Below are 26,575 nucleotides of genomic sequence, written 5' to 3' on the forward strand. Positions count from 1 at the left end.
ACGATCACACCTCTTTATTTATTACTACTAATTATATCAGAGCTGAGAAGGTGTGTCTTTTTTTGCTACTGAATTATTGCACAATCAAAATCTGTTGAATGGATAATACCATTTCGTCGTCTTCGGTCATGATTGTGACCTGGTTGGGCTGCAAATTTATTACAATTCCGTTTATTACGCTCTTATTTCCATCATCATTAACATAGGTAACCTCCGTCTTTGCGTGGTTTTCACCCTTGTGTTCTAGTTCCTCGTGAACACTTTGAAAATCCATATACATAAAGCTATCGTCGAACGATTCTTTGTGCTCTTTTCTAAGTGCACTAACGTGATCAGAAAGCATGAATCCTTGCCACTTTAGCATTCCCCTGTCGTGATAGTAATAGTCAAAGAAGTTTTGAACCGTCTTGTCGTCAATGTAGTGATTTAACAACTTTATCCAACCTTTCTTTTGGGACGTTGAATGTAGGAATTACGACTGTCCCATTTAATCCCTTCAAATCCAGCGAAAACTATGGTTAACTTTAGGTCCTTTTCGATTAGGTTTAGGATTTCTTCCAAGTCAGCAATCCAGGTGCTTTCCACGTGATGAAGTGGTGTTACTCGAGTGATGTGACCTGGTTTATATCTAATCATGTAAAAATTAAATTGATGATCGTAGTGATCAAAAACGACCTTAATTCTGTATTGAACGTTATATTCGCGCTTAAATAATGGTTTTGCTCTATCTAATATTAACTTTGCTGTTTGTTGATTAGTCATATGCATTTCCTCCATTGTGACCACCTACTAATCCGGAACGTTTTAACATTGTCCCACCCTTTTCGAGACTGTGGCCTTTAAAAATAGCAGTGGCGCCAAACTTATCCCTGATTTCATCCGCTACTTTATCGACTTTTGATTTTTTAATTTGCACTTCTGGGTCATCGAAAATATCTAATTGTTGTGCATTACTGCTGCTTAGTCTGGTATATGAGACACCGACATTTCTGACCCGTTCGCCGTGCCAATACTTATGAAATAAATCCATGACTGTTCCAACCAATTCACGGTTGTCAGAAGTCGTGGTAATTTTTTGCTCGTGTGAAATACTGGTCCGATTGCTTCCTTCACTTTCCACGTACGAAAAGCCAAGATAAAGATGAACACAGCTGGTTTGTTTATTTCTGTGACGCAAACGAGATGCCACCTGTTCGGCAATTTCCGTAATAACCACTTCTAGTTCATGTTTATCCTTGTAGTCCCTTGGTAGGACCTGCGAATTAGATAATCCCTTATCCTTGATTGGTACCTTTTGATCTAATTGAGCACGGTCAATTCCCCATGCAATCGCAAAAAGTTGATATCCCATGACTCCGAGGTGTGCCTTTAATTGGTATGGGTCGGTTCTCGCTAATTCACCTAAGTTGTGAATACCCAGTTTAGCTAGATTTTCAGCGGTATGCTTACCGATACTCCAAATCTTATCGATGGGTTCAATTGGCCAAACATTCTTGGCAAAAGTGTCATAACTTAGTTGGCCAACTAAATCCTTATTGTGTTTAGCAAACAAGTCCAACGCTAGCTTGGCCTGCACTGGATTATCACCAATTCCTACTGTCGTATATAGACCAAGACGTTGTCTAACTGTCTTTTGGATTTTTCTGGCTACCTGTGCGGGACTATCCCCAAACAAGTGCCATGTGTGGGTCAAATCCAAGATGGTCTCGTCAATCGAGTATGGAAAGCAATGCTCTTCATCGGCGAACTCGTGAAAAATTTTATTGATTGCCAAATTCTTTTGAATGTACAAATTCATTCTTGGAGGAACCACAATTAATGAATCATCCCAGGGCAAATCACGTTTTCTAGTTACGTTCGTAATGTGGAATCGCTTCTTTGCAGTTGGTGACGATGCTAAGATTAATCCGCCGTTCGTATTGTCTTGATCAGACATCACCACTAGGCTGGCAGTGAGCGGATTCAAGCCTAATTGAACACACTCAACACTGGCATAAAACGACTTATTATCAATGACCATAAAAACCCCTTTGGGTTCATTTGAATAATCCATTTGGAGTTCCTCCTTTCAGTAAAATATATTATACGAACAAACGTTCTTTTTTGCAAACAAAAAAAACAGACCGTTTTTTTCGATCTGTCATCATAAGCCTTTTTTAATGAATAAACACTGTAACAAGTGTTATTAAACCAAAAATAACTCCCGGAACATTTGAAATAATTAAAGGCCAATCTTTATAGGTCTTAAACCAACCGTATAGTGTCCACAAGGTAGCATTAATAGTGGCAACAAAAGGTTGGATTGGGCTAACTGGGTTACCAGAAAAGTTTTGTATAATCTCTGGAATGTAAGCGATGTACATTAATGATGAAGTAAAGATAGCAACTTTACTCATAATCTTTAGATTACGAATGCGGTTATCAGACACTTCTCTTCGTTGATTCTTTGGAACATAATTATCAATCTTCATTGTATATATCTCCTCTATGCATACTGAAAAATTGACAGCTATTTTTGGGTTTATAGTATATTAATATTATATCACTGTCGTTTCAAGAGGTTTATTAAGAAAAGTATAAAATTGGTTAAACTTCTTTACCAAATTTAATTTGACTTTTTTCTAATCCAGTTTTAATATAATGAAAAATAAGCGATTGCAATGAGAAAGTTGAGTAATAACTGATATCAAACAAAGCGAGCTTCGTCTGGTGAAAGGAAGTGCTGGTTAGGTTATGAAAATCCCTTTCGAGCGATGTACTGAACAAAAAGTAAAGTGCATGGGGAGCGCCCCTTACAGCGTCAGCGTATGTTAGTACGTCAAGGTAGCTTTTTTAAGCTATGAATGTAAGGTGGTACCGTGTCGAATGACGCCCTTAGTCTAATTGTAAATTAGATTAAGGGCGTTTTTTTGTACACTACAATTTGTTCATTAATACATAAAAAGGAGATGATGGCATGGATAGTCCGATTGATATTTTACACATAGTGATTCAATTCAAACACATACAATTTTTAAAGGAGATTTATTATGGAAGACTTAAACAAAAAGCCATTATCATTCAAACAATATCTAGTCGTTAGTTCACTTTTATTCGCACTGTTCTTTGGTGCTGGTAACTTAATTTTCCCACTTCATTTAGGACAACTAGCAGGGGCTCATTGGTTCACAGCAATGCTTGGTTTCTTATGTACAGGAGTGGTATTACCTTTACTATCAGTTCTAGCCATCAGTGTGACTCGTTCAAAGGGTGTATATGACATTGGAACGCCACTGGGATCGACTTTTGCATTGGTATTCATGGTATTAATCCACGCCACCATCGGACCTTTATTTGGTACCCCTCGTACCGCTACCGTTCCATTTGCAGTCGGTGTGCAACCATTACTACCAAGTAACTTTGTCCACTATGGTTTGCTCGTATTCTCATTTCTATTCTTCCTAGCTGCATTCCTTCTTTCATATAAGGAATCATCAATCATGGCCAGCGTTGGTAAACTATTGAACCCAATATTTTTAGTGTTACTATTCGTTGTATTCTTCTTAGCATTCTTACATCCAATGAGTTCAGCAGGTATCCAACCAGTCACCTCAGCATACCAAAACGGATCATTCTTCAATGGTTTCTTAGAAGGTTATAACACTATGGATGCCCTAGCTGGACTTGCCTTTGGCGTTACTGTCGTAACTGCCGTTAATCAACTAGGTAAGACTAATCCTCTTAGCAACGCCAAGGTAACTGCAAAAGCCGGGTTCCTAGCTGAGTCACTAGTTGGATTAATCTACGTTGTCCTAATCTGGTTGGGTGCCACTACCCTAGGTCAATTCAAGGCATCAGCAGATGGTGGCGTCGCCTTTAACCAACTAATGACTTACTACCTAGGTGCGACCGGACACGCACTATTAGCGACATTATTAACTCTTACATGTCTAACTACTGCAATGGGGTTAGTTGCCGCATTCGCTCAAGATTTCCACAAACATTTCCCAAAATTAAGCTACGTTCAATGGTTAGGACTAATGTGTGTATCATCATTTCTAACTGCTAACTTCGGACTAGATACCATCATCCAATGGTCAACTCCAATGTTAATGTTTTTATACCCATTCGCAATGGTATTGATCCTACTATCAGTATTTTCACCACTATTCAAACGTGATTCAGCCGTCTACTTCTGGGTGGTATTATTAACCACTGTACCTGCATTAATGGACATGTTAGCTTCATTCCCACCTGTCGTATCACAAAGTGCGTTCGCCAAGATGGTTGGAAACTTCCAACAAAGTTATCTACCATTGGCATCAATCGGAATGGATTGGGTGCCATTTGCAATCGTTGGTTTACTATTTGGCCTAATGTGTCACTGGTACAAAAATAAAAAATATTTACAAACCGTTACAGAATAACGTTTATACAAACAATCAGAGTTGAGCAAAATGTTCAACTCTTTTTTTATTGTTCAAGAGTGATAACATACTTAAATAAGAGAGGAAGTGCTATTTTGAAAAGTAAAAAAGTAATCATTTCTGTTATATCAATTGTTGCTGTAATAATCCTTGGAACAGTGGCGTTTGCATCAGTTAAACATACCGACCAAACCCATAAAACTGCTGAATCAAGCAGCTCAAAGGCAACAAGTTCTACTGTAACAACTAGCAGTAGTTCGTCTTCTATGTCATCTAGTTCAAGTAGCAAAAAAGAAACTGCTAAGCCAAAAGAACAACTAAAGCAATACACTATTCCAATTCCCGCTAGTCCAATTTACAAACCTATCACCCATGATTTCTACGGTAATTGGTACTATGGTAATCAAGCCAAGATTCAAGTTGGTGACTACATCTTTAGAGGTGATCACCCAACCGACCCAGTATCTGGTCCCGGTCCATTGGTAATGGAAAGATATCGCACAACTAACGCCGTGTACATCAGATCATTATATGAAATTAACACATACTGGCCTGCAACACTTAAGGTCAACGGCGACGAAAGTTACAATGTGATGGTCACAAGTAACGCCGATAAGTTCACTGATTTCAAGATTTACACATCAGTTCCTACTAAGCAACCAATTAAGGAATATGTCTTTAAGCAAAGTCATCCTGAATTAGTAGACAAAAAATTCATTTCTACCGATGAATTAGATTCTCTAAAATAAAATTTGACTTTCATAAATTTTACTGATATATTTTTTATATTCAATAAATCAGTTTAAAAAAGCGATGAAAAAGCAGAGTAACAATTCGGCTAGTTCAAGAGATTCCCTACTTTCTGGAAACGGGATAACTACTAAATTGCGAAAGTATCTTTGGAGCTATATACCGAAATTCATTGGAGAGTAACGTATATTGGGTACACCCATTACAGTGTTAGCGTATGTTAGTACGTGAAGTGGCTAGACTATTTGTCTAGCAATTAAAGGTGGTACCGTGCACAAAGCACCCTTGGTTCAATACGAACTAAGGGTGCTTTTTTATTGCTTTAAAAAAAGGAGATGATGGTTATGAAAAACGTTGTGAGTAGTTAACACATATAACAATTCAAGAACACAATTATTAAAGGAGCGCTTATTATGCAAGACGAAATCAAAGACATTAATACACAACCATTGTCGATCAAACAATATCTAATCATCGGTTCAATGTTATTCGCACTATTCTTTGGTGCGGGTAACCTAATCTTCCCAATTCACTTGGGACAACTATCAGGTGCCAACTGGGTACCTGCCATGCTAGGTTTTCTAGCCTCTGGGGTATTATTACCACTACTTTCAGTTCTATCAATCAGTATCTCTCGTGCCAAAGGAGTATATGACATCGCCAAACCATTGGGCCCAGCATTTGCAATTATTTTCTTGGTATTAGTTCATTCAACATTGGGACCATTATTTGCCACACCCAGAACTGCCAGTGTTAACTTTACCGTTGGGATTCAACCATTCATCCCTAATCACTACATCAAACTAGCAATGTTTATCTTCACCGCACTATTCTTCATTGCTACATTCTACCTATCGTATCGAACTTCCAGTATCATCGATAGCCTAGGTAAAATTTTAAATCCATTATTCTTGGCACTATTATTCCTAGCATTCCTATTGGCATTCTTACATCCAATGGGCGCTGCTTCAGCACAACCCGTGACTCAAGCTTACCAACACCAATCATTCTTCAATGGTTTCTTACAAGGTTACAACACCATGGATGCATTGGCCGGATTAGCATTTGGAGTTACCGTTGTTTCCGCTGTTAACCAACTAGGAAAAACATCCCCTAAGTCAAACGCCAAGGTAACCGCCAGAGCTGGACTAATCTCAGAAGCATTAGTTGGAATCATCTACATCATCCTAATCTGGATTGGTGCTACTTCATTGAACCTATTTAAGATTAGTACCGATGATGGTGGAACTACTTTTAACCAATTCATGGGGCACTACTTGGGAATCACTGGCCACGCTTTATTAGCAACACTAATGACTCTAACCTGTGTTACCACAGCCGTAGGTTTAGTTGCTGCATTTGCTCAAGACTTCCATGAACACTTCCCTCGTTTCTCATACCATCAATGGTTAGCATTTAACTGTTTCGTATCATTTATCATAGCAAACGAAGGATTATCACTTATCATTACTTGGTCAACTCCAGTACTGATGTTCCTATACCCATTTGCGATTGTATTGATCATCCTAGCACTATGCTCACCACTTTTTAAGAAGGATAGAAACGTTTATCTATTCACCATTATCTTTACTCTAATCCCAGCATTCTTCGATATGTTGGCAGCCTTACCACCAGTCATTTCAAACATCTCTTTCATCCGCGCCTTAATCAATGCGGAACAAAAGATTTTACCGTTTGCCTCAATTGGTATGGACTGGGTAATTCCAGCTATCATAGGTGCCATCATCGGATTAATTATTTACAAGACTTCCGGTCATAAGAAGTCTAAAATTTAATAAAAACTTAACGGCTATCCACTGGGGTAGCCGTTTTATTTGTGGTAAAAAGTGCTAAAATAAAGTTGTATAAATTACGTGGAGGCGCAATATGAAAAAATTATCAATTATTGGATTTGCTTTATTAGCAGTTGTAACACTTAGCGCATGTTCAAATTCCAAGACTAAGCAAAAAGCGGATCAATCAACTAAACCCACTAAGTACGTCAAACTAGTAAACGAAAACAACCAAACCAAATTGGTCACTAAAAAAGGTAGCATTACTTTCTACAAGACCTACCGCGGTACTAGCTATGATAACAATGGTAAGAAACGTTTCGACATGGCTCTATACAGTTTCAAAGCCACTAACAATTCAGATAAGATGCTAACCGCTGGTCAAATCGTAAACAACACAAAACTACTTGCTTCGGCTAAAATCGATGGTAAGGACAAGAAACTAGATCAACCTCTTGCCTACTCTTCTGCTTACACTAACAAGAACGCAAAAGAACAAGCTAAATTGAATCACTATGAACAAAGTTGGGAAAACGAACCAATTCGTCCTCATCAAACTATTATCATAACAAGTCCAGATGCCTTTAGATTAGTCGATAACGGTAATAATGAATATATTCATGTAGTTACCCAAGGCAATGACACTAAAAAATCAGTTATCAGTCAAAAACACAATAAACTATCACTATCACAAATTCATGCTAAAAAAGTGAATAAAGCTATCGACATCGTGAAGTAATAAAAAAACGTTGAGAAATTAATCTCAACGTTTTTTATTTTTGCGTATATATTATTAGAAGTTCACTGATGGTGCGTTTTGAGCGTTTGAATCAGCTGTGAAGTAGTTAACCTTCTTGTGACCAGTCATACCAGCAACGATTGAACCTGGGAACTTAACAATCTTATCGTTGTAAGCTCTAGCTGCTTGGTTGTATCTGTTTCTTTCAACACTGATACGGTTTTCACTACCTTCTAGTTGAACCATCAATGTTTGCATGTTTGAGTTAGATGCAAGGTTGGGATATGCCTCCTTAATTGATCCAACCAAGATGTTCAATGAACGTTCTTGAGTGTTTAAGGCGTTCACCTTATCGGAAGTTGAACTAGCATTATTGTATTGGTTCTTTGCATTGTAATATTGAGTACGTGCCTTAGTGATGTCACTGTACACTGATTTTTCTTGTTTTTGTTGACCCTTAACGGCATTCACCAAGTTAGGGATTAAATCAGCACGACGTTGTAGTACAGTTTGAACTTGCCCTAATTGTTCTTCAACGCCTTGTTCACTGGTAGCCATGCTATTAGCAGACTTGATGAAGCCACCAATTAAAGCGAATAGTAAAACAACAACAACTGCTAGTGATATGAACCAGCCTTTTTTATAAAATGGTTTATTTTCAATCATAATTTTTCTCCTTAATTTAAATTGAGGAACCTCCGCCCCCAAAGTTTCCGCCGCCTCCAGACGAGCTAAATCCACCTGATGATCCGCCACCAAATGAATCGCCTCTAGAGTTACCTAATCCACCGAGCAATGCTCCTAACAAGAATGCATCTCCGGCATCATGTCGACCTCCGGATCCTCCACCATTGCGGTGGTTATCGTCATCATCGTCATTACTTTTTATCACCCAGATGGCAGTTCCAATAATAACTAAAATAACTATCACCAATAATATTCCAGCCAAATTATTATTATGGTTTTGTGATACTTCTGCTTTGGCTTCATTTAAAGACTTATTAGCATAACGTTTATCCAAAATTAATGCAACTTGGTTAAAAGTATTTTGTAGACCTTGATTAATCTCATCATTATTATTGGATTTTAATAATGATTTATTGGCCTGTAAAATCTGATTGGTGGTAGCATCTGGTAGGATGTCTTCTACCCCGTATCCGGTGGAGATACGGACATTGTTCTTACCACCGTTTTGGGCAAATAGGATTAATACCCCATTATCCAAGCCTTTCTTACCAAACTTCCATCTAGCATTATCTAGCAAGCTATCTGAATAGCCGTCGATATCTTGATTCCCGGTACTTTTCACGGTCATCATGACAATTTGAGGCTGTGTTTTAGTTTTTTGATATTCTTTTTCTTTATTAATTACCAATTGTTTTGTCTTATCTGTCAATATATTGGCATAATCATCAACAACATACTCTTTGGTAGGTGTTGGATTAGTGCTTTCCGCGTGGGTTGTAATTGGCACAAACCACATTAAAGCAACCAATGGCAAGACAATCGAAGCCAGCCATTTCAGTCTTTTCAATCTATCTCCTCGCTTCCCCCTTTTGATTAGCTTCAATATTACATAAATCCATATTAATAGTAAAGTTTTTTATTTTCGCAAAAATGATTATAATAGATATATAAATTCAAGTCAGGAGTTTTCAAATGGACGCTATTGAATTGGGAAAAGATAAAGCCCAACAATTAAATAAATTCATCGAATTAGCTACTCAATGTATCGATGACAATAAAAGAGACGACGCCATTTCTTTACTAAGCTCTGCTATTTCACAATACCCAGCAGGTATTATGACTACTGAAGAAATCGAAGGAAAAATTCCAAGTCGTTCTGAAATTTTAACTAAACTAGGAATTATTTTTACAGAATCTGGATCATCATTAGACCCTACCGGAGTACATCTATTTCAACAAGCAATCTTATACGATCGTAAATATGTTGCTGCCAATTACTATCTAGGTAAAATCCTAATGAATAACGGCAACATTGCCGAAGCTAACGAACTAATGGAACGCGCTTTGCACAATAGTGTCGAAGGCGACCGTTTCTATGGTCCCGCTCAAAAATCAATCGAAGAAATGACCGATATGACCGACAGCAATGATCCAATCTTTGCCATCGACTACTTGATTGGACAATCAATGTCTCACGCGCTAATCGATAGTCCCATCGGAACATTTAAGAAGATGAGCTTCGATAAGATTGAAAATAAATACGATGCCAATGTACAAATGTTTCCAACTGATGCCACTACCGAAAAGTTAAACAACATTCGTGAATTCAATTCTAACCATGGTTTTGAACAAACCAGTTTCGAAGAATTCCTACCAGCTCACCTACCATTATTTGAAGAACATAACCAACTTTCATTGATGCTAGGTGAAGGCTACACCCTAATCGATATGGGGGCAGAAATCTATGACGTTTGCGGTCTAAACATCGAACCTCAATTGACGTTTACTTTCTACAAACTGATTAATAATGAAACAAACTGTTACTCATACCTATTATTAGCCGGGAAGAGTCCATTGGAATTAAAGGACAGACAACTAAGTAAAAACGACAATTTTGAATACGACACCCGTATTTTTGACGTCTACAAGAACAAGATTTTCTTTGACTCAGACAATATGATTAAGTTCTCCCTTGCATTAGCCAAGGACTACTTCAACGATGACATTACTTTGGATAACATCTCAGATAAGTCCATTAGCGGTGTTAAGGACGAAACATTTAACCAATTACTAGAAATCCACGATGACTTCAACATTAACGATTCACGTGTTCGAATCATCATCGATACAGATATCAAGGCATAATAAAAAAGCTACCAATAATTGGTAGCTTTTTTATGTGATTATTAAGCCTCAGATTCCACTTTTTCAGCGTAAGCTTGTTCTTCCTTCATTAAACGTTTCTTTTCGCGTTCGTTGAACCATGGTGAAACAGTGAAGGCTAAGATATCGTTGGCAACGTAAATTGCTGAGTTAACAAACATAGCAAGAGTTGCTGATCCTTCTCTGAAAGTGATGAACCATAGAACGACTTGGGCCAGACCTGAAGCTAACCACCAGAAGTATTGGTTGTTGTAACGTAAGAAACAGATGATTCCGGCAGTTAAACAAACTGCAAAACTAAAGGCATCGTAGAATGGACGTGGTTCGTTAGTAAGTGCTTTGATTGCGAAACCAGAAATTAGGTAAACGGCTAGAGTGAAGATAATTGAAATTGCCCAACTCTTTGCAGTGAACTTTCTGATTTTTGAAACCATGTTAACGTTCCAATCAGTACTCAATAGCACAGGAATATCTAGTGTAATAACGTATGCTAATTGTTCACCGATACTTAAATAGTTCTTTGCTGAGAAACCAACAATGATGAAACAAATTGCTGATAGAATTCCCAACACCCCGTTAACTGACTTAGCAGCGTTAATTGCAAGAACACATAGTACCCCTAAAGTAGTACCGATGAAAGTTAAAATTGAAAGCCATGTAATTGGTGCATTTACCAATGTCATAACTTGAGCACCTAAACTAAAGAAGAATAAGTAGTAATTTTGTTGTGGCCAACCCTTTAGTTGGTGGGCCAAAAATTTAAAATAAGCTGACACAATGAAAAACCCCTATCTCTATATTTGGAACCTAAAATATGTATGCATACAATATATAGTGTCCTATGTTAAAAACAACACTATATATACTACCATGCTCAATATTTTTTTCAAGGGTCCCAAAAGCGAGATAAGGGTCAAATTACCGAAATTACGGTAATAATTAAATATTAATTTTTTATTTTTTGAAACTATCTATGGTTATTTTGCATCGATAACGACAGAACCTGCTAGAATACTGATCAACATAAACACAATAATTCCGACCGCGGAATCGTCAAACAGTTTTACTGACAGAATCACTGAAATTAATAGAACCAAAAAGAATACGATTGATTCTAACAACTGGTTACTTGATTGCTTTTGAACGTGAAAAAGAAAATAAATTACCCTGTTGGTCCTGTTAAACATGACTATCAAGAAGTATACCAATAGCAATAACAATCCAGTGAGCAACCAATTGAATTTCAGCAATTCTGATACCAAAACTACAATGGATAGTGGCACCCATAAGACAAGTAGTTCTGCGATAAAAAATCTTAAGTCAATATGCATGATATATTGCCACTCCTACATAATATGTACATTCTATTGTATCATTTGGGTAATGTTTTCGGTAGTAAGAGATAAGGAAAATAGCTATAATTATCGTATATTCTAATAAAAGGACTTGATATGATGGAATTTCGTATTGAACACGATTCATTAGGTGAGGTCAAAGTCCCTAAAGACGCTTTATTTGGCCCCCAAACGCAACGTAGTCTACATAATTTTAACATTGGTCGTACCATGCCGATGGAAGTCATCTATGCACTTTTGAAGATTAAGAAAGCCGTCGCTTTTGTTAACCACAAAAATCATACACTAGATGATGAAAAATATATTGCCATCAACAAAGCAATCAACAAGCTAATCGATGGTGACTATAAAGATGCCTTCCCACTTCACGTTTATCAAACTGGGAGTGGAACCCAGACCAACATGAATATCAACGAAGTAGTCGCAAATATGGCCAACAAACTACATCCAAACGCCCACGTTCATCCAAATGATCACGTCAATCAATCACAAAGCTCAAATGACACTTTCCCTACTGCCATGATGATGGCAGCATATCAGGCCACCAACAGTGTCATTAAGACCGTTGAAAACTTAATCGCATCATTTGATAAGAAACAAACTGAGTTTGCATCAATCATCAAGATTGGTCGTACCCACCTACAAGATGCTACCCCTATTACAGTCGGCCAAGAAATCAGTGGTTGGAAATCAACACTAGAACACGACGTTATGACGCTAAACGCCATCAAACAATCACTGTTAGAATTACCAATTGGGGGAACCGCCGTCGGTACTGGTCTTAACACCAAGAATGGTTTCGACCAAGACGTTGTCGATACTATAAACAATAACGAAAACAACAACTACAAGGTAGCTGAAAACAAGTTCCATGGTCTAGCCGACCATTCAGAAATTACTTCAGTTCACGGTATTTTTAAGACCTTGGCATCCGATTTAATCAAGATTGGAAACGACATCCGTTTTCTTTCTTCCGGACCACGTGCTGGATACAACGAACTATCAATTCCAAGCAACGAACCGGGATCTTCAATCATGCCCGGTAAGGTCAACCCCACTCAAATCGAAGCATTGACAATGGTCTCCGCGAAGGTCTTTGGAAACGACGCTACCATCACTTTTGCTAACAGCCAAGGAAACTTCGAGATGAACGTCTACAAACCAATCATCATCGACAGCTTCTTGGAAAGCACCGAGTTGTTGAACGAATCAATCAATTCATTCACCGAAAAACTAGTCGATGGTCTAACCGTAAACGTCGATCATATCAAGGAACTATTGAACAATTCGTTGATGCTAGTGACAGCCCTAAGTCCCCATATTGGTTATGAAAAGAGTGCCAAAATTGCACAATGGGCTGAAAAAAATAACACCACTCTAAAGGAATCAGCTAAACACTTTAATATTGACGAAGCCGATTTTAAAAAATGGGTTAATGTTTCAAAGATGACTCATCCAAACAAATAATTTTACGTAAACAAAAAGCAATGCCTTTATCATGCATTGCTTTTTTTAATGATAATAATAGTAACCAATAATCGATATTGTAACAGCATTTAATACTATGTGCATCAAAATTGCGGCCTTTACGTTTCTAGTCTGGTTATATAACCATGCCATCCAAAAACCATATTGGGCAAAGAAGATAAACGAGAATAAATTATGATATCTCATATGGAATAAACCATAGAATAATGCAGAAACAATCTCGCCTAACCATCGCCACTTGTCGGAGAACGCCACGTCTAGGATGTAGGCTCTAAATACCAGTTCTTCTAGAATGGGTGACAAGAAGACAAACCCCAGAACCAATAAGATCAAAGACCAAGTATTGTTGTATAAGTCTTTTGAGAAGTGGATCGCCTCAATCCGAAAACGGTTTTGGAAGAAAATATCAAACATGAAAATATAAGCTTGGGCAATTAAGAATGACATCACAGTTGCGAAAGCTGTTAGTTGATAGTCCTTTAGACTTAGCATCTTAAATATATTCCCGTTACCGTAACGTCTGTACGCGTAAACCGCAAAGTTTAGCATAATGATGTATGCGCCAAAGAATTCAATAGTTAAAGTCACATTATTAACGTTGACCTGATTAGATTGAATATATTGAACTGGAATAAACTGAATTGAACTAGCAACCATGCAGATTAGGCAAAAGCCAATGAAACCACGTTTTAAGAGGTGGTCCGATCTCCAAGTGTCACTGTTACGCACCATTCATCCTTCTTTCTAGATGTTATCAATGAAAACATTTTTAAACTCTTAATTTTTATACTCTTATATAATACTCAAAAGGTATTTTACCATTTAACGGTGCTATAAATTCTTAAGTTTTGGTAAAATTTTGTTATCGGATGGCTTGTGATTAATAATCGAGACCGCCACGATTGAATATATCAAGACGTACATAGATAGGCCCCACCATTGATCAGTTTGGACATTTGTATAATTAGTTGCTGACATCCCCTTAATCAATGTCACCAAGAAGTCATAGATAAAATGAAGTGCCATTGGGACGATGATGGTACCACTCTTAATGTATACGGCACCCAATAACATTCCTAACGCGGCGGCATTAACTACTTGAAGTGAGGTAAAGCCGAATGATTGGCTAGTAAGGTTAATGTAGTGGAAGCCACCAAAAATAAACGCAGAGATAACCAAACTGGTGATGACTCGCCATTGATCAGTTGATTTTCTTGTCATTAATTTTAATACAAACGCTAAAATGATCCCTCTAAACATTAACTCTTCGGGCAATGCAGCAATTGTGCCGACGTCTAAAGCAATCCAGAAGTTCTTATGTGTAAAACACGCAAGCACGATGGTAAAGCAGACCACTAGAAATACTAGCCACCCTACCTTGGTTTCACTAGGTTTGAAAAATATCTTTTGTTTGATAATCCAGTAGTTCAATAAACAAATCACCAAAATTGAGACAATCTTGTAGATGTTTAAATAAGTGTAGAAGTTTTGAACTGGGTTAAAGGCAAATAGATGAAAAACAAATTTATAAACGTGAGGCATCACATAATCATCGATTAACAATTCAGCAATCAAGATGATTGGAATTAAAATCCATTTCCAATTATCTTTAATCTTTTGGTTTAACATTTAATCACATCCGTTAAATTAATTATAGGTTCATTCTATCATACTAAGTTCAAACAAAATAAAAGCAGCCATAGGCTGCTTTTTATTTATTTTTTTGTTTCTTAAGGTTCATGATTTCGTTATTAATTTCTTTTGTTGAACGGTGGAAAATGACCATACTAATGGTACAAGTAATTGCATAGATTAATATAAATTCAATAGTAAACACAGAAAAAACATATGGATTCCAAAAATCCAAATCGGGGGTAATTAAACGATTTAAGGCAATAATAATTATATAAGTTAAAATGCCATGAATAGCTAATTGAAAAACAAAACCAATCTTTTCACTCTTAAACACAATACTTACCAATCCGATTAATCCACTAGCTAATAGAAATACCATTCTATCAGATATTCCATACGATCTACTATATAATCCAGTGACAACATATATTAATGATCCAAACATCATTCCAAAAAAGAAACGCTTAAGTAGATTCCAAAACAAGTTCATAGCTGTTCACATCCTTAGACTCTTCTTCAACCCAGGTAAATACTTTCGACTAGCATGTAACTTTATATCGTTAGATAAAAATAAGGTCATATTCCCCGAAAAAGCAGTTTCCATATAATTTAAATGATCAATATTTATAATCGCTGACTTACTAATTTGAACAAAGTGATGTTTCTTAAGCTTTTCATACATCTCTTTTAATGTTCCAGTCGTTACAAAGTGTTCCGAAGTGGTGTAGATATTCAGTTCATTTTCAAAAATTTCAATCCCAACGATATCATCAACAGAAATAATTTGAACACGATTGTTAGTATTAATTGGAATATAATTATCATTCTGAATTGATACATTCTGCAACATTGATAGTAGTTCAATAACTTCAGGGGTTAATTCTTTTGCACTAACTAAAACATTTATTTCGTCATCATCTAATTGACTATCCTGTTTAAAATCAACTTTCATCTATCTACCCACCTCCTTTTACATCATATCATAACTATTTCGTCTTTTTTGATAATCCAGTAAGTAGTACAAAAACAACAAAGAACATTCCAATAAATAGTCCACATACTAGCATGCTTCCCATTGAATTTGCTAATCCATTAATTTTAAGACCCATTGTGGCTTTAAAGTCTTCTAAAACTTGACCATTCACATCATGAAAGCTTTCTTCTAACTGCGATTTCATCAGGATATTTCTTAACATGGATGCATCGTATAAAGCAGGAGTGAACTTTAAAAGTTTGCTAGCACCACCTGAAAGAAATCCAAGTGGCATATAAACACCCGCAAAGAACCCAGCAGAACTTGAAATAATCGCATTTAAAGATGGCAATACAGATTCTTTTTTAACAAACATCAATATAATCATGTTAAAAAGTGTCCATACTACACTTCCAATTATCATGGCTCCAATTAACTGCCCAAATATCGATAAGTCAAAATGAATTTGATCAAGTAACATAAACAAACCAGTTAAAATGATGTAAACGATAATTTGCATCATTAATCCAATTATCGCTGCACTGATGATATAGCTCATATCAATAATTGATTTACTAGCATTGGTCATCATCAAATCATTCATACGTTTACTTTCAATATCATAAATTCTTTGATGAAGTGCATCACCTGTAGTTGTAATTGCAGTAATTGCAATTGTACCACCCATCAACCAATAATCTAGTAGTTGCATACCACTATCGATATTGTTCCATTCCCTTTGAATATTTGTCTTTAAGAAAAGGAGATATAAAACAACCGCGATTAGTGATCCCATAAGCGAAAATAAAATTCTTTTTCTATCGCCAAAATATAATTTGAAATTACGCTTAATTAGACTTAATAGTATCATCACTTAATCTCCCTTCCAGTTAAAGTGATAAAAATATCATCCATTGAGCCGTGAACATATTCAAAATCATCAATGTTATTTTGAAATTCTTGAATAATCTTGATTGCTTCTCGATATGAATTAATATTTAAAATAACCTTATTATCATTTGATATTGTTCCGTCATACTTAGATAAGCTATCTATAGTAGCTAAATCATTTGTGTATATCGTTAATTTATTTTGCGCATACATTACTTTTAAATTATCAACAGTATCAGATGCAACAATTTTGCCCTTTTCCAATACATATATCCAATCAGATTGATTAGCTTCCTCCAAATAATGAGTAGTCAATATGATTGTTAGTCCCATTTTATGCCTAAATTCGTTTAGAACTTCCCAAATCTTATTCCTTGTTTGGATATCTAAACCTGTTGATGGTTCATCTAAAAATAATAGTTTCGGTTTACTTAGCAATGCACGGGCAATGTCAACCCGTCGTCTTTGCCCGCCAGATAAGTCACCATATTTCTGTTTTTGGATGCTCTTGATTTCTAACTTATCCAATAAATCTTTTTGAAAATTTTCATCATATTTTTTGTAAAGTCTACCAGCTATTTTTAAGTTATCCTCCACAGTTAAAAACTTATCCAAAACACTATTTTGGAAAACCACACCAAGTGAATCATTATAGCCTTTATCACCTGGTGTAAGTCCATTCAAAATAATACTTCCAGCATCTGGTTTTAATAAACCAATCATCATGTTAATAGTTGTCGACTTACCAGCGCCATTGTGACCTAAAAATGAAACTAATTGACCTTCATTAATTTTTAAATCAATGTGATCAACTGCTATTTTATTTTTAAATCGTTTTGTTAATCCGTTTACTTCTAACATTTTATAACCTCCTAATCGATATGATAATCTTACGTCAATTCGACAAATTAATAATAAAATTTCATATAAGTGGTATTTTTTGCTAGCTAAACGGTAATAATCACAATATAAAAACCACAAGCCCATTGGACCTGTGGTTTTTATCGTTTATTATTTATTATTTTTAAATACATATTTTCTGATCAACGCTGTTATCAAAATAATAATTCCGACAACTGCAAATAAATATGAAAGTAGTTCCTTCTTAGTTCGGTGAACGATAATCTGGACATGATGACGACCAGCTGAAAGATGGGAAACCGTTAGTAAAGCATTATGATTAGCTATTGTTTTAACAACTTTACCATCAACAATCACTTCATAAGAAATCCCTTTGTAGTGTAGGAAAGGCAATGTTAGTTTCTTAATTTTAACCGGTGCTTTAAATGAGTACTTACCATCACCTAATAACTTTACTTTTAATCGTCGATTACCGTTATAGGTAGCAATATGTTTGTTGGTATTACCATAATACTTCATTGCTGCGCTTGGATAGTAGTCACTCACCCCAACGTCACTAAAAATCATATTGTTGAAATCCTGATTATTATTCAAACGGTACTTCTTACCATCTTCATAAAATTTGTGATTCAACTCAAGATTATTCTTGGTTTCATTAACAACTGATTGTTGAGCATTAAATTGCAACAATACAATTCCAATCGTTGCAACAACAATTGCAGTCCATGTAAATGTTTCTTTTTTGAAAATTCTCACAACGATTTCGGCAAAGATGTAGCAGAAGATTAGTTGCGGAATGATGTTTAAACGCCAAGTGAATTGGAGGGAATCATTAATGCCAGTCTTCGCAATCAAATCCCACGGGAATAATTTACTGCATAGGACTAGAAAACCAATTCCGACAAATAATAGTTGCTTTGAGTATTTGCCTAAACGCCTGAAGAAGATAATTCCAAACACCAATCCCAATAAATTAATTATATTGAAAAATGGACCTACGCTATTTTGAATAATTGATAGGTACCAGACATATGTGTCTGTTCCAGTCACTTTCCAATAAGATGGTGGGAAGTTAATCGAGTTGTTTCCGACGATAATGATAAACGGAATCCAGTATAGTGCTGTTAATAATACGGTTAATACGACTGCCTTCGCAAGTGCAATTAACTTATCCTTGTGTAGTAGCTTAACGATGTTAATCAGTGCCATGACGATTAAGAAGAAAATCGCAATCGCGGTATTTACCACATGACACATAATGATGGCACTCATCCCAAGACTCAATTCAATCCAGTCGCTTTTTTCCAATAGGGTTAAGAAACCAAATAGAATTAATGGTAGGTAAATCATTGATGATGATCGACCGATATCATAACTGATGACGGCGTGAAACAAAATGGTCGCAGCCAATGTGTATCCGGATGCGAAAATGAAACTAATCTTTTTGTTGTGGTTATAGCTGTAACTAGCAAAGTAAGACACTAGCAATGCAAAGAAGTTTCTTAGCATCAAGACGGTATAAACCAGTGGAATAAATGACTTGATTACCAAAGAAAGGACCGCAATTGGTAACATCCCTAATTGTGGGTATAACGCCATCACGGCAGAACCAGTTTGATTATATTGGTTTAATGCAACAAGTGGAAACGGACTCTTGTTAACTAATGATTCACGCAAGTCCCAAATACGTTCCCAGTGGAAATGCATGTCGGATCCCATGACAATAAACTTGTAGTGCCACATGATTGAGACACTTAATAATGACATGACCATAAAAATCAATATTATAATCCCATGATTACAAAAAAAGTCATGCAGTCTATTTTTTAGATTCATTATAATTAAATTCCCCTAATCATTCTTTAATATTCCCTAATTATACCATTATTATAAAAAACTAGAATTTAAAAAATAAAAATGTCACCCATTATCGGATGACATTTTTATTTTTTATTTAACGTAAGTTTCAGAGAAATCCCAGATTGGGCCATTTCCGTAAAAACGCACATTATGAATATCGCTCTTAATCAATTCAGCTTGAGCTGGTTGGAATAGTGGAATTAGACCTTGGTCATTTAATAATACCTTTTGGGCGTCTACTAAATCGTTCCAGCGTTTTGCTGGGTTCAAAGCGTCATCGTCATTTGATTTATCAATCAACTTGTCGTATTCAGCGTTACTCCACTTAGCAGTATTCATTGAATTAGTTGAGTATCTAATATTTAGTGGTGAAATAGGATCACTAATTGATGGACTCCAACCTGTAACTGCTACTTGATATTGGCCACTTAAGAATCTTGCGGTCGCTACTGTGTTTGGAAGTAATGTTAGATTAACTTTCAAACCAGGTAGCTTAGAAAATTGGTTTTGAATGAATTCAACAATAGGTTTAGCATCATCACCATTATTACTATTAATGGAAATGGTTAAGTTCTTTTTACCAATTTCACTTAAACCTTTTTTCCATAGCTTCTTAGCTTGTTCAACGTTACCGTTGACTGCGTCAGAAACGCTAGCGTAGTCGTTAAAGTCCTTACCGTTACGTGATGCCAAAGTATCTGGCACAATTCCACGTGCTTGAGTTGAACCGTTACCTAAAACATCGTTTAGTAGTTCTTTTCTATTGATGATTAACGATAGTGCCTTTCTGATGTTAACGTTTCTAAACGCAGGTTCGTTCTTGTTACTTAGTGATAGGTATCTTACACTGTAAATCTTTCTTAAATGGAAGTCCTTTGAGTTCTTGTAGCTGCTATATTGTTGCTTACCAACTAAAGTAGTTTGATCTAACTTACCGCTTTGGTATTCGTTCAAAGCAGTTTGTGGGTCCTTGATTACTGTGTACTTGATGCTGTCAAGTTTTGTCTTGTCAGCATTGTAGTATTCCTTGTTCTTGGTTAAAGTCCATGAATCGTTAGTACCAGTCCAGTTAGTAATCTTAAATGCACCATTGTATATCATTTTGCTACTTGTAGTACCATAGCTTTTACCGTATTTCTTAACAATGCTTTCTGATTGTGGGTAGAACACTGGTAATACTAATAGGTTCAAGAAGTATGGTTGTGGTTTAATTAACTTAATTTGTAGCTTGTACTTACCGATTGCCTTCACGCCCAACTGATCTGGTGATAGTTGTGACTTAGAGATGGCTGTGTAGTTTTCAATGTTAGCCATGTAGTAAGCTTCTTGTGAAGCGGTCTTTGGATCAGCACTACGTTTGATACCGTATTCGAAATCCTTTGCTGTTAATTCTTGGCCATTACTCCACTTAGTGTGTTTCAAATCAAATGTGTATGTCTTACCATCCTTTGAAACATGGTAGCTCTTGGCGGTTGCTAGACGCACCTTGTTACTACCATCTGGAGATACTAAACCCGAAAAAGCATTATAAACGGCTTGTTGAGTGTTAGTGTCAACAGCTTTTGATGGATCAAGTGACGCAATGGATGCGTTGGTCATCCAGTTCAGGTGTTTTTTATTACTTGATTGACTCTTACCACAAGCGGTTAATACCAAACCAAGTAATGCAGTGGTAACGATGATTGATAATATCCGTGACTTTTTCATATCCATACTCCTTTGTTCAATAAATACTCTTTACATAGATGGCCATCTAAAAAAAGAAAAAGGGCGTCATGATTCTACGCTAAAAAGCCGAACCATGACACCCCGTTATAATCTAATTAAAAAACGTCTTCTTGATTAGAATATAAGAATAGAGTTCATGCTTCGATATTGACAACAACACATTTGTTCTTCGTTAAACATCTTCATTATGAACCCCTCCTTATGATTTATAAGTATAATACATCCGAACGAAATTTTTGACAACCATAAATATTCGATATAATTATCCAAAAAGCACGAACTATTCTTTTTATTTTATAACAATCATAAAAATTATATACGCGACAAAGCTGTCAAACGTTGATAAATCAACATTTAATATAAAGCTAAAACAAAATAAAAGTCACCAAAAATTTTGGCGACTTTTATGATTTATTTAATGTAAGCGTGAGAGAAATCCCAAACCGGACCATTTCCTAAGTACTTAACACCATGAATATTAGTTTTCATTAGTTCTGGTTGGGCCTTTTGAATTAATGGAATAATTCCTTGATCGTTTAAGATTACCTTTTGAGCATTTACTAAATCAAAGAAACGTTTATTTTGATTATTAGCATCTTCATTATTCGAACGATCAATGTACATATCATACATTGCGTTGCCCCATTTAGAAGTATTAATTGGACTGTTTGAAACCTTAGTTTGTAGAGGTGAGATTGGATCACTAATTGATGGATCCCATCCTGAAACTGAAAGTTCGTAATCAGATTTTAGTGAACGACCAGAAGCGACGTTGTTAGGTAAGATTTGAGCAGTTACCTTTAGTCCTGGAAGTTTATCTAATTCAGTTTGTAAGAATTCAGTGACAGCACGACTAGTTTGGTCGTTATTATTCATGATCGAGATGGATACTGATTTCTTACCGATTTTCTTTAATCCCTTGGCCCATAGTTGCTTAGCCTTGGTCAAGTTACCAGTAGTAGCATCTTTAACAGTTGCATAGTCATTGAAGTCCTTACCGTTCATGTAAGCCAAAGTATCTGGAACCAATCCTCTGGCAGCAAATGAACCGTCTCCTAAAACATTTTGAGTTAATTCTTCACGATTAATTGCTAATGATAAAGCTTTTCTTAAGTTCTTGTTTTTTAGAGCAGGAACTTTGCTTTGATTAATGGATAGATATTGAACCATAAACTGCTTATGGTTCACAAAATCTTTATTATTCTTGTAGGTGTTAACTTGTTGTTTACCTGCTAATAGTGTTTGATCCAACTTACCTGATTGGTATTCATCCAATGCAGTTTGTGGATCCTTAATCACTGAATAGTTGATGGCCTTTAATTTCACGTTAGCATTATCATAGTAGCCTTTATTCTTGGATAATGTCCAAGCATCGTTGCTACCTTTCCAGTTTTTAACGGCAAATGGACCATCATATACCATCTTATCTGATGTTGTTCCGTAAGCAGTACCGTATTTTTCAACTAACGTCTTTTGTTGAGGATAAAAGACAGGTAATGCTAAGACATTTATAAAATCAGCTTGTGGTTTAGTTAAAGTAATTTGCAACTTATTGTCGCCCATTGCTTTAACTCCCAATTTATCAGCTGACATTGAACCTGTCTTCACTTTATCGTAATTCATAATATTAGCCATGTAGTATGCCATTTGTGAAGCAGTCTTAGGATCAGCGCTACGTTTGATTCCGTACTCAAAATCACCGGCAGTAACCTTCTTACCATTGCTCCACTTAGTGTTTCTTAAGGTGAAAGTGTAAGTCTTTCCACCATTAGTAACCTTGTAATTCTTTGCAATTGCTAGGTCAATTTTATTTCCTTTATCGGGAGTAACTAAACCACGCATTGCGTTGTATAAAACTTGATCACTGGTAACATCAACGGCCTTAGAAGGATCTAAAGTGGTCAATGTTGTATTACTCATCCAATTCAATGAATCTGTTCTAGATGTTGTATCTGATGATTTACCGCAAGCGGCAAGCACCATTGTTGCAGCAATGGCCACTACACCTAGTTTTGCAATTGACTTGAATTTCATAAAAGTTCATCCCCCTGTCTGAAAACTATTTCATCATAATTTTCCACAATATGTTATCAAAAATAGCACATCTAAAAAGTCAATGCAATCAAAAATATCGTGCCCTAATTATTATAAGTGGCAATTATTACATAAAATGATAGAATATCTATATTATCACAATATTTTAACAAGGGACTGATTCATATGCGTATTGGAGTTACATCAGATATCATCTTTAGTCAGGATGAACCTTTCCGTCAAAGAGAAGGACATTTTGCTCAAAGGACTTTGATGAACTGTTTGCTAGAAAATAACATCACTCCAGTTATCTTTCCAGTTGGAAAGCCAAGCATGGCTGCCGAATTATTAGAAACTGTCGATGGTGTAATTTTTACCGGTGGTCCAGATGTATTGCCCAAATATTACGGCGAAGAACCAATTGCTCAAATTGGTCGTACATTTGAAACCAGAGATGAATTCGAATTAGCGTTAGTTAAGCAAGCAATTAGAATGCACAAACCAATCTTAGCAATTTGCCGTGGATTACAAATCGTAAACGTTGCAATGGGTGGAACTTTGTACCAAGACATTGGTGCTCAATTCACCCCACAAAACGGATTACCTCAATTACAGCATGAACAAAAGGCAATCGGATACTCTCCAGTGCATCACATCAGTATTGATGACGATTCACTATTAGCCAAGACATTTGGCACTCGTGCATTTGTCAATTCATTCCATCATGAAGCTGCTAAGGACGTTGCTGAAGGACTTCATGTAGTGGCTCGTGCCGATGATGGTATGATTGAAGGCTTAGAAAATGACGACAAGTCAATCCAATGTGTGCAATGGCATCCAGAAAATATGTGGGATCAATACGATGAAGAAAACCAACTATTCGTTGACTTCTTCAACCGCGTTCACCACTTCTAGACAAAATAAAAAAGTCGACCTAAGCAGGTCGGCTTTTTTTATTTGTTGGTAACTTTGATTGCACGTAAGAAGAAGAAACGTTCGAATCTTCTGTGCATGTATTCAACTTTTAGTCCTCTGTTTTCAAACTCGTTGGCATATTTCTTTGTCATACGAGGAGTGTTTACCATAAAGATAGTTCCCTTATCAGCAATTACACGAGCAATTTCAAAAGCAATATCTTTATAAACAGCCCTCTTAGGTGTGCTTAATTGATTACCATTTGCTGAAATGGCTGTAATAACATCGAATTCATTATCGTCAAAAGGTAGATTTTCAATATCTGCAGTGGTGATTTCAATGCGATCTTTAACATTTTCTAAGTATGCATTTTTTTCAAGGCGTTTGATGGTGTATTGATACTTGTCTTCAACACCATAGACTCTATTTAATTTAGTATCACGAGCTAGCTTGATTAATGCGTAGCCAGTACCTGTACCTAAATCCAATCCCTTACTCTTTCCTTCAAACTTGTTTTCATCAACGAATTGACGAACAAAGTTCTTCTTAAAGGTAACACTCCTAAATAGTGCCCAAATTGCAATTAAAATTAGGATTAAAACGTAAATGTAAAATCTTTTTTTGTGGTCTAAAGCAATTGATCCTAAAAGGCATAGTGCACCAACGATTGCAGCAGCAATAATGTATGGTTCATCAGTCTTATATCTGTACCAATGTTTTACCCAACCGGTAAATTTTTTCATTATTATGTATCCTTTCTAAAAAACACTCTGAATATATAATAACAAATATAATCCAAATTACTTAAAAAATAAATTGATTTTTCAAATTAAATCGACGAATTAAGAATTCTTTAAAGCATTTAAACTAAGATTTAACATCTCAATGAAGCTGGATTCTGCTCTCACTTCGGGGCTCTTAAACCAACCAGTTCCAACGTTCAAAATATCGCCAACCACCAGGCTTCTAATTAGTCGACTAGCCTTTAGTAACTTATCTGAATCGATGTAACTTTCAAGCATGCGATCAATCAATATTTTCAACTCGTTAAAGGCATCTGTAACAATCTTATATTGATTGGTACGGTGATGTGAAATTACAAATTGAGCCATGTTAATGTGTCTTACGCCCATCTTTCTAAACGTCAGCGCTAGTGAGAGCACGCCATCATGACCACTCTTGCCAAAAGTCTTTTCTTGAGCAATTTTACAAGCTGATGAAATAACGGTCCCGACAATTGCATACTCTAATTCCTTTTGGTTCTTAAAGTAGTTATATAACGATTGAGACGTAATCTTCATCTTCCTAGAAATAGTGGAAAATGTAATTTTTTCACCCTTTTCAATCATGATGATTGCGGTCTTGGTAATATCTTTTTTTGAAATCGTTGCTGTTCTCACATCGATGCCCCCAAGCATATAAATTGATAATTACATATTGAATGCTATAATTACATATTGTAATTAATAAAAAACGAAAAAGCAAATAACTTTATTTAGAGAGGATTATTATCATGTCTAGTATTATCTTTTTAATCGTCTTTGGTGTTGCAGTCGGAATGCTAACTATCCTATTAGGCGGTGGTGGCGGTGCCATCTATCTGGGAATTTTAACCGGTGTCATCGGTCTAAACGCCGCTAACGCAGCATCTACATCCTTGGTAACTAGTTTGCCACCATTAATCATCGGAGCAATCAGTTACTACCGCCAAGGAAAAATTGATGTAAAAATCGGAAACCAAATGCTAATTGCCGCACTACCATCTGTAGTCGCTGGTTCCATACTATCTCACTTCATCCCCGATTCTTTCTACAAATGGATTATCGGTTTAATCATGATTATTCTAGGTGTTAACATGCTTAGAAAAACCAAACAGGTTTCCGAAGCAGCCATCAATAATAACGGAAATGACCGACTAAAGGCTTCCCTATACGGATGTTTAGCCGGTCTAATGGTCGGAGTTGCCGGAATGAGTGGTGGCGCGGTCATCACCGCCGGACTATTCATCCTAGGGCTTGAAACCTTCAACGCAACTGCCACATCAACATACGTATTGGCATTCATGTCCACCGTTGGTATGTTATTCCACTTAGCAGGTGGATCAATCGATTGGTATGCTGGTTTACCACTAACCTCCGGTGCAATCGTCGGTGCCATTGTTGCTCCAATGTTAGCAAGTGGTCTTGCCAAGAGCCCAATCAGTAAGTACTTAAAACCATTTATTGGTATAATGCTGGTCTTACTTGGCATTAAATCATTACTATAAAATTAAAAGACCTGAAGTTTGTCAGGCCTTT

Annotated in this window: 27 protein-coding genes and 2 other annotated features; of the genes, 8 read left to right on the forward strand and 19 right to left on the reverse strand. The window is 36.2% G+C overall.

Annotated features, from left to right (window positions below; all coding sequences use genetic code 11):
* Positions 1 to 73: 73 nt before the first annotated feature.
* From RZ79_RS06160 to RZ79_RS06175, 4 genes are all read right to left on the reverse strand, one after another.
* Positions 74 to 433, reverse strand: coding sequence for a hypothetical protein (locus tag RZ79_RS06160; RefSeq protein WP_054450678.1), 360 nt, complete (start codon positions 431 to 433; stop codon positions 74 to 76).
* A gap of 2 nt (positions 434 to 435) precedes the next feature.
* On the reverse strand, positions 436 to 762 hold the full coding sequence (locus RZ79_RS06165) for a hypothetical protein (RefSeq protein ID WP_053792095.1): 327 nt from the start codon (positions 760 to 762) through the stop codon (positions 436 to 438).
* Entirely contained in the window at positions 755 to 2,053 is a 1,299-nt protein-coding gene (locus RZ79_RS06170; RefSeq protein ID WP_054450681.1) for a Y-family DNA polymerase, read from the reverse strand. The genes RZ79_RS06165 and RZ79_RS06170 overlap by 8 nt, the downstream gene beginning before the upstream one ends.
* A gap of 103 nt (positions 2,054 to 2,156) precedes the next feature.
* Positions 2,157 to 2,396 carry a SemiSWEET family transporter gene (locus RZ79_RS06175; protein ID WP_396020632.1) on the reverse strand — a complete coding sequence of 80 codons (240 nt, stop codon included), beginning with the start codon at positions 2,394 to 2,396 and terminating at the stop codon, positions 2,157 to 2,159.
* A 255-nt stretch (positions 2,397 to 2,651) separates the two neighbouring features.
* Positions 2,652 to 2,879, forward strand: a binding site (T-box leader).
* Between the two features lie 150 nt (positions 2,880 to 3,029).
* On the opposite strand from RZ79_RS06175, the gene brnQ (RZ79_RS06180) reads away from it, so the two are divergent.
* The 4 genes from brnQ (RZ79_RS06180) to RZ79_RS06195 all read left to right on the forward strand — a co-directional run bounded on the left by brnQ (RZ79_RS06180) (position 3,030) and on the right by RZ79_RS06195 (position 7,688).
* Positions 3,030 to 4,406 carry a branched-chain amino acid transport system II carrier protein gene (gene brnQ, locus RZ79_RS06180; protein ID WP_054450686.1) on the forward strand — a complete coding sequence of 459 codons (1,377 nt, stop codon included), beginning with the start codon at positions 3,030 to 3,032 and terminating at the stop codon, positions 4,404 to 4,406.
* Between the two features lie 95 nt (positions 4,407 to 4,501).
* Positions 4,502 to 5,155: a hypothetical protein gene (locus RZ79_RS06185; protein ID WP_054450688.1), complete on the forward strand. Its 654-nt coding sequence runs from the start codon at positions 4,502 to 4,504 to the stop codon at positions 5,153 to 5,155.
* Positions 5,156 to 5,210: 55 nt separating this feature from the next.
* Positions 5,211 to 5,446 (forward strand) — a binding site (T-box leader).
* A 123-nt stretch (positions 5,447 to 5,569) separates the two neighbouring features.
* Positions 5,570 to 6,952: a branched-chain amino acid transport system II carrier protein gene (gene brnQ / locus RZ79_RS06190; protein WP_155457576.1), complete on the forward strand. Its 1,383-nt coding sequence runs from the start codon at positions 5,570 to 5,572 to the stop codon at positions 6,950 to 6,952.
* 91 nt (positions 6,953 to 7,043) lie between these two features.
* Positions 7,044 to 7,688, forward strand: coding sequence for a hypothetical protein (locus RZ79_RS06195; protein WP_053795863.1), 645 nt, complete (start codon positions 7,044 to 7,046; stop codon positions 7,686 to 7,688).
* Between the two features lie 54 nt (positions 7,689 to 7,742).
* Here the strand turns inward: RZ79_RS06195 and RZ79_RS06200 are convergent, their stop codons facing one another.
* Together RZ79_RS06200 and RZ79_RS06205 are read right to left on the reverse strand one after the other, a co-directional pair.
* Positions 7,743 to 8,354: a LemA family protein gene (locus tag RZ79_RS06200; RefSeq protein WP_051592219.1), complete on the reverse strand. Its 612-nt coding sequence runs from the start codon at positions 8,352 to 8,354 to the stop codon at positions 7,743 to 7,745.
* A gap of 16 nt (positions 8,355 to 8,370) precedes the next feature.
* Positions 8,371 to 9,222, reverse strand: a complete 852-nt coding sequence (locus RZ79_RS06205) for a TPM domain-containing protein (protein ID WP_054450690.1) — start codon at positions 9,220 to 9,222, stop codon at positions 8,371 to 8,373.
* A gap of 125 nt (positions 9,223 to 9,347) precedes the next feature.
* On the opposite strand from RZ79_RS06205, the gene RZ79_RS06210 reads away from it, so the two are divergent.
* Positions 9,348 to 10,520, forward strand: coding sequence for a tetratricopeptide repeat protein (locus tag RZ79_RS06210; RefSeq protein WP_054450692.1), 1,173 nt, complete (start codon positions 9,348 to 9,350; stop codon positions 10,518 to 10,520).
* 41 nt (positions 10,521 to 10,561) lie between these two features.
* On the opposite strand, the gene pnuC is transcribed toward RZ79_RS06210, so the two are convergent.
* Positions 10,562 to 11,314 carry a nicotinamide riboside transporter PnuC gene (gene pnuC, locus RZ79_RS06215; RefSeq protein WP_181401440.1) on the reverse strand — a complete coding sequence of 251 codons (753 nt, stop codon included), beginning with the start codon at positions 11,312 to 11,314 and terminating at the stop codon, positions 10,562 to 10,564.
* 201 nt (positions 11,315 to 11,515) lie between these two features.
* Positions 11,516 to 11,869, reverse strand: coding sequence for a hypothetical protein (locus RZ79_RS06220; RefSeq protein WP_034534562.1), 354 nt, complete (start codon positions 11,867 to 11,869; stop codon positions 11,516 to 11,518).
* Positions 11,870 to 11,989: 120 nt separating this feature from the next.
* Between RZ79_RS06220 and RZ79_RS06225 the strand changes: the two genes are divergently transcribed.
* A complete protein-coding gene (locus tag RZ79_RS06225) occupies positions 11,990 to 13,360 on the forward strand; it encodes a class II fumarate hydratase (protein ID WP_054450696.1) in 1,371 nt (456 codons plus the stop codon).
* A gap of 45 nt (positions 13,361 to 13,405) precedes the next feature.
* On the opposite strand, the gene RZ79_RS06230 is transcribed toward RZ79_RS06225, so the two are convergent.
* The 9 genes from RZ79_RS06230 to RZ79_RS06270 all read right to left on the reverse strand — a co-directional run bounded on the left by RZ79_RS06230 (position 13,406) and on the right by RZ79_RS06270 (position 23,363).
* Entirely contained in the window at positions 13,406 to 14,113 is a 708-nt protein-coding gene (locus tag RZ79_RS06230) for a CPBP family intramembrane glutamic endopeptidase (RefSeq protein WP_080997490.1), read from the reverse strand.
* Between the two features lie 99 nt (positions 14,114 to 14,212).
* Positions 14,213 to 15,010 carry a CPBP family intramembrane glutamic endopeptidase gene (locus RZ79_RS06235; RefSeq protein ID WP_054450700.1) on the reverse strand — a complete coding sequence of 266 codons (798 nt, stop codon included), beginning with the start codon at positions 15,008 to 15,010 and terminating at the stop codon, positions 14,213 to 14,215.
* A gap of 82 nt (positions 15,011 to 15,092) precedes the next feature.
* A complete protein-coding gene (locus RZ79_RS06240) occupies positions 15,093 to 15,506 on the reverse strand; it encodes a DUF3021 family protein (RefSeq protein WP_054450702.1) in 414 nt (137 codons plus the stop codon).
* Positions 15,507 to 15,512: 6 nt separating this feature from the next.
* Positions 15,513 to 15,968 (reverse strand): LytTR family DNA-binding domain-containing protein, encoded by a 456-nt coding sequence (locus RZ79_RS06245; protein ID WP_034532255.1) that lies wholly within the window; start codon positions 15,966 to 15,968, stop codon positions 15,513 to 15,515.
* Between the two features lie 34 nt (positions 15,969 to 16,002).
* The gene (locus RZ79_RS06250; RefSeq protein ID WP_337589057.1) at positions 16,003 to 16,785 is read right to left on the reverse strand and encodes an ABC transporter permease; all 783 of its coding nucleotides are present in this window, start codon (positions 16,783 to 16,785) and stop codon (positions 16,003 to 16,005) included.
* 74 nt (positions 16,786 to 16,859) lie between these two features.
* Entirely contained in the window at positions 16,860 to 17,741 is an 882-nt protein-coding gene (locus tag RZ79_RS06255) for an ABC transporter ATP-binding protein (RefSeq protein ID WP_054450704.1), read from the reverse strand.
* A gap of 150 nt (positions 17,742 to 17,891) precedes the next feature.
* Positions 17,892 to 19,523, reverse strand: a complete 1,632-nt coding sequence (locus tag RZ79_RS06260) for a hypothetical protein (RefSeq protein ID WP_057705466.1) — start codon at positions 19,521 to 19,523, stop codon at positions 17,892 to 17,894.
* A 168-nt stretch (positions 19,524 to 19,691) separates the two neighbouring features.
* Positions 19,692 to 21,308, reverse strand: a complete 1,617-nt coding sequence (locus tag RZ79_RS06265; protein ID WP_054450708.1) for a peptide ABC transporter substrate-binding protein — start codon at positions 21,306 to 21,308, stop codon at positions 19,692 to 19,694.
* 432 nt (positions 21,309 to 21,740) lie between these two features.
* Positions 21,741 to 23,363 carry a peptide ABC transporter substrate-binding protein gene (locus RZ79_RS06270; protein WP_054450711.1) on the reverse strand — a complete coding sequence of 541 codons (1,623 nt, stop codon included), beginning with the start codon at positions 23,361 to 23,363 and terminating at the stop codon, positions 21,741 to 21,743.
* A gap of 186 nt (positions 23,364 to 23,549) precedes the next feature.
* Between RZ79_RS06270 and RZ79_RS06275 the strand changes: the two genes are divergently transcribed.
* Positions 23,550 to 24,278, forward strand: coding sequence for a gamma-glutamyl-gamma-aminobutyrate hydrolase family protein (locus RZ79_RS06275; RefSeq protein ID WP_052471555.1), 729 nt, complete (start codon positions 23,550 to 23,552; stop codon positions 24,276 to 24,278).
* A 38-nt stretch (positions 24,279 to 24,316) separates the two neighbouring features.
* Here the strand turns inward: RZ79_RS06275 and RZ79_RS06280 are convergent, their stop codons facing one another.
* A complete protein-coding gene (locus RZ79_RS06280) occupies positions 24,317 to 25,021 on the reverse strand; it encodes a class I SAM-dependent methyltransferase (protein ID WP_052471559.1) in 705 nt (234 codons plus the stop codon).
* Between the two features lie 99 nt (positions 25,022 to 25,120).
* Entirely contained in the window at positions 25,121 to 25,678 is a 558-nt protein-coding gene (locus RZ79_RS06285) for a TetR/AcrR family transcriptional regulator (RefSeq protein ID WP_054450714.1), read from the reverse strand.
* A gap of 113 nt (positions 25,679 to 25,791) precedes the next feature.
* On the opposite strand from RZ79_RS06285, the gene RZ79_RS06290 reads away from it, so the two are divergent.
* Positions 25,792 to 26,544: a sulfite exporter TauE/SafE family protein gene (locus tag RZ79_RS06290; protein ID WP_054450716.1), complete on the forward strand. Its 753-nt coding sequence runs from the start codon at positions 25,792 to 25,794 to the stop codon at positions 26,542 to 26,544.
* Positions 26,545 to 26,575: the final 31 nt, after the last annotated feature.

It is taken from the genome of Apilactobacillus kunkeei DSM 12361 = ATCC 700308 (genome assembly GCF_001281265.1).
In the GTDB taxonomy this organism is placed as follows: Bacteria; Bacillota; Bacilli; order Lactobacillales; family Lactobacillaceae; genus Apilactobacillus; species Apilactobacillus kunkeei.